This window comes from Achromobacter sp. 01N37 (assembly GCF_056399725.1).
Genome location: NZ_JBFTRX010000035.1, coordinates 1 through 2,334, shown reverse-complemented (window position 1 = coordinate 2,334; position 2,334 = coordinate 1). Strand labels below are relative to the sequence as shown.

The 2,334-nt window shown below is 60.3% G+C and carries 2 protein-coding genes; both read right to left on the bottom strand.

All coding sequences use genetic code 11. From position 1 onward, the window contains the following. Positions 1-462 precede the first annotated feature (462 nt). The gene (locus tag AC1DSJ_RS30055; protein WP_476760464.1) at positions 463-651 is read right to left on the bottom strand and encodes a DUF7706 family protein; all 189 of its coding nucleotides are present in this window, start codon (positions 649-651) and stop codon (positions 463-465) included. A 44-nt stretch (positions 652-695) separates the two neighbouring features. Continuing rightward, positions 696-2,180: a protein rep gene (locus AC1DSJ_RS30050; RefSeq protein ID WP_476760463.1), complete on the bottom strand. Its 1,485-nt coding sequence runs from the start codon at positions 2,178-2,180 to the stop codon at positions 696-698. Positions 2,181-2,334 lie beyond the last annotated feature (154 nt).

The following is a 2,334-nucleotide window of genomic DNA, read 5'->3' as shown; positions in this document are numbered from 1 at the left end:
CACACCGGAAAGGTGCGAGAGCCCAGGCGATTTGGTATGCTGTGCATGCCGGTTTCCTTTGACTCGCAACGTTAATGGGATATCCAACCGGTCACGGCCTCGGAGTGCGTCCAACACTCGCGGGGCCTTTCCATTTCTGGTGTCCAGGGGCGCGCGAGTCAGGCATCCACACACACTCACGCACCAGCGACCGAACCAGAAACAAAACATCTGACCTGCGCAAACTATGCCGGATATGACACTCCTGCGCAAGAAAGTTGTATTTCGCGTTACTTGTTACGGCAATTCAAAGGCTCGTTGACATAACAGCCATGAGGTCAACTAAGGCCCAAAAAAGGCGGCTTGCAGAGCGCGAGGGAGGCCGACAAAGAGAAAAGGGCGGTAGCCGCAAAGCCCCGCCCCTGGTGATCGCCCATCCTAGGCTTGCATGGGGGCTAAAGCGCCCCCATACCCCGCAACCATTTACCGTGGTGCATAGCCCTTATCGGCCAGCGCCCGCGCCACCTGGTCGACCGCGGCCCGGATCATGTACGCCTCCTCATCATCCACCGCGCAGGCCCGGAAATCCGACCAGGTCACGCGCTTGACGAACTGCGCCAACGCCATCGCTTGAGCATCTACCAGCTCGAGCTGAACAGTTACTGTTTCCATCTGTCATCTCCTACTGTTTCGGCCAGTCCACCGGCACCAGGTCATCAAACGGAATCTCGTAGTGAACCTGTCGCCCGTCCTGCGGCAGCAAGACATCTGCGACCGCGCCACCCTCGGAAGTCTGGATCGCGTACAGCGTCCCAATCGTGCCCGCTGGCCACGTCCTGCAAAGCTTTGGCAGTCTGTGCATAAAGGGCTTCAGGAGCTTCACCTCTTTGCCCAATTTCGTCACGCCCCAGACCGGCACATTGCCGTACAGCTTGACGATTTTCTTCGTCTCGATTTCCAACTGACACCACACCGCATGTTTCGTCATCATGGCCCCTCAGAGAGATTGATTCGATATACCCCGTAGCAACTTCCCACCCCTGTTTTTCCGCAAGCTCCAGAACAATTGCGCGCCCTTCGTGCCGAAGTATTGCCCGCCACTGTTCCAGAGAAATCGAGCCCAGGAGCACAGCCTGATCGTCTTGTTTGTTGGCCAGCTCTTCATCCGTCATCTCCCCGATCGCGAACCGTTTTTTGAGGCCCGCTGACCAGTGCAATTGGCGCTTGCCTTTGAAGACCTTGGCGAACTCCGCAAAGAGTGCCCCGGCCTGTTTGTCACCATCGGCCAGGTAGGCCCGCAGGAAGTCGAAAGGCGTCTCACCATCCCGCGCTTTCTTGATGTGGCCCTTCGTCATTTCCGATTCGAGACCCCACTTGGAGGCATAGGCTGCTGCCTTACTGCCATCGTCCAGGCGAACGCCATGAGCGGCGCTAGGAGCCTTCAAACCGGCCTTCAGGCAAGCAGACACCCACCGGTCAAACAAACGCACCTGGAGGGCCGCCAGATCGAGCCCAGAGGCCACGAAGAGCAGGACGTGATAGTGCGGGTGCCAACCGTTGTTGATCGCACGCTTACGCCCGTGCGTGACCTCGAGCGCCCGCACCTGGCCGATGCAGGCCATATCATCGAAGACCTTCCGCGATGCCCGGTCCGTGTTGAGGTAGTTCAGCGCCTTGGCCTGACCCGCCAGGACTAACGCCAGGTCATCACCCAGGTAGTGGGGGGTGGTGTAGGTAGCAAGCAACACGTGGCCGCCCTGCGCCTGGTGCAAAGCGATAGCCGCCTGCAGCTCGACCCGCCGGCGCTCGCTGATCTTGGCCGCACAGACCGGGCAGCCCCAGACCGACCCGCAGGTCTGCAGACCCTTGTAGCTGCAGCTCTTGTGCTCCCTGGACTTCAGGACCTGGATCTCCCGACCCTTCGCCCGCAGGCGCAGGCACTTGGCCGTCCTGGACTCCGGGAGGAGGCGCCGAGCCGCCGCCTGGAGGGCAAAGCGCTCGAACCTAGATCCCGCCGCATCCCTTGCTACGCCTAGGATTTCGCCGGTTTCCGGGTCCACATCTGGGTGAGCGGCAGAATATTTCGCATTACTACCAAGGGCGACCAGGTCGGCCGCTCCCGCGTGCTCATCCTTGCGCGCGCGTGCGCGGCCAGCCGACAGGGTTCCAGGGGGGGGTGACTTGAAAGTTTTTGCCGTCATGCCCTCACACCGGAAAGGTGCGAGAGCCCAGGCGATTTGGTATGCTGTGCATGCCGGTTTCCTTTGACTCGCAACGTTAATGGGATATCCAACCGGTCACGGCCTCGGAGTGCGTCCAACACTCGCGGGGCCTTTCCATTTCTGGTGTCCAGGG

Coding starts and splice junctions, on each gene's coding strand:
- AC1DSJ_RS30055 (WP_476760464.1), bottom strand. CDS start 651: ATGGAAACAGTAACTGTTCAGCTCGAGCTGGTAGATGCTCAAGCGATG.
- AC1DSJ_RS30050 (WP_476760463.1), bottom strand. CDS start 2,180: ATGACGGCAAAAACTTTCAAGTCACCCCCCCCTGGAACCCTGTCGGCT.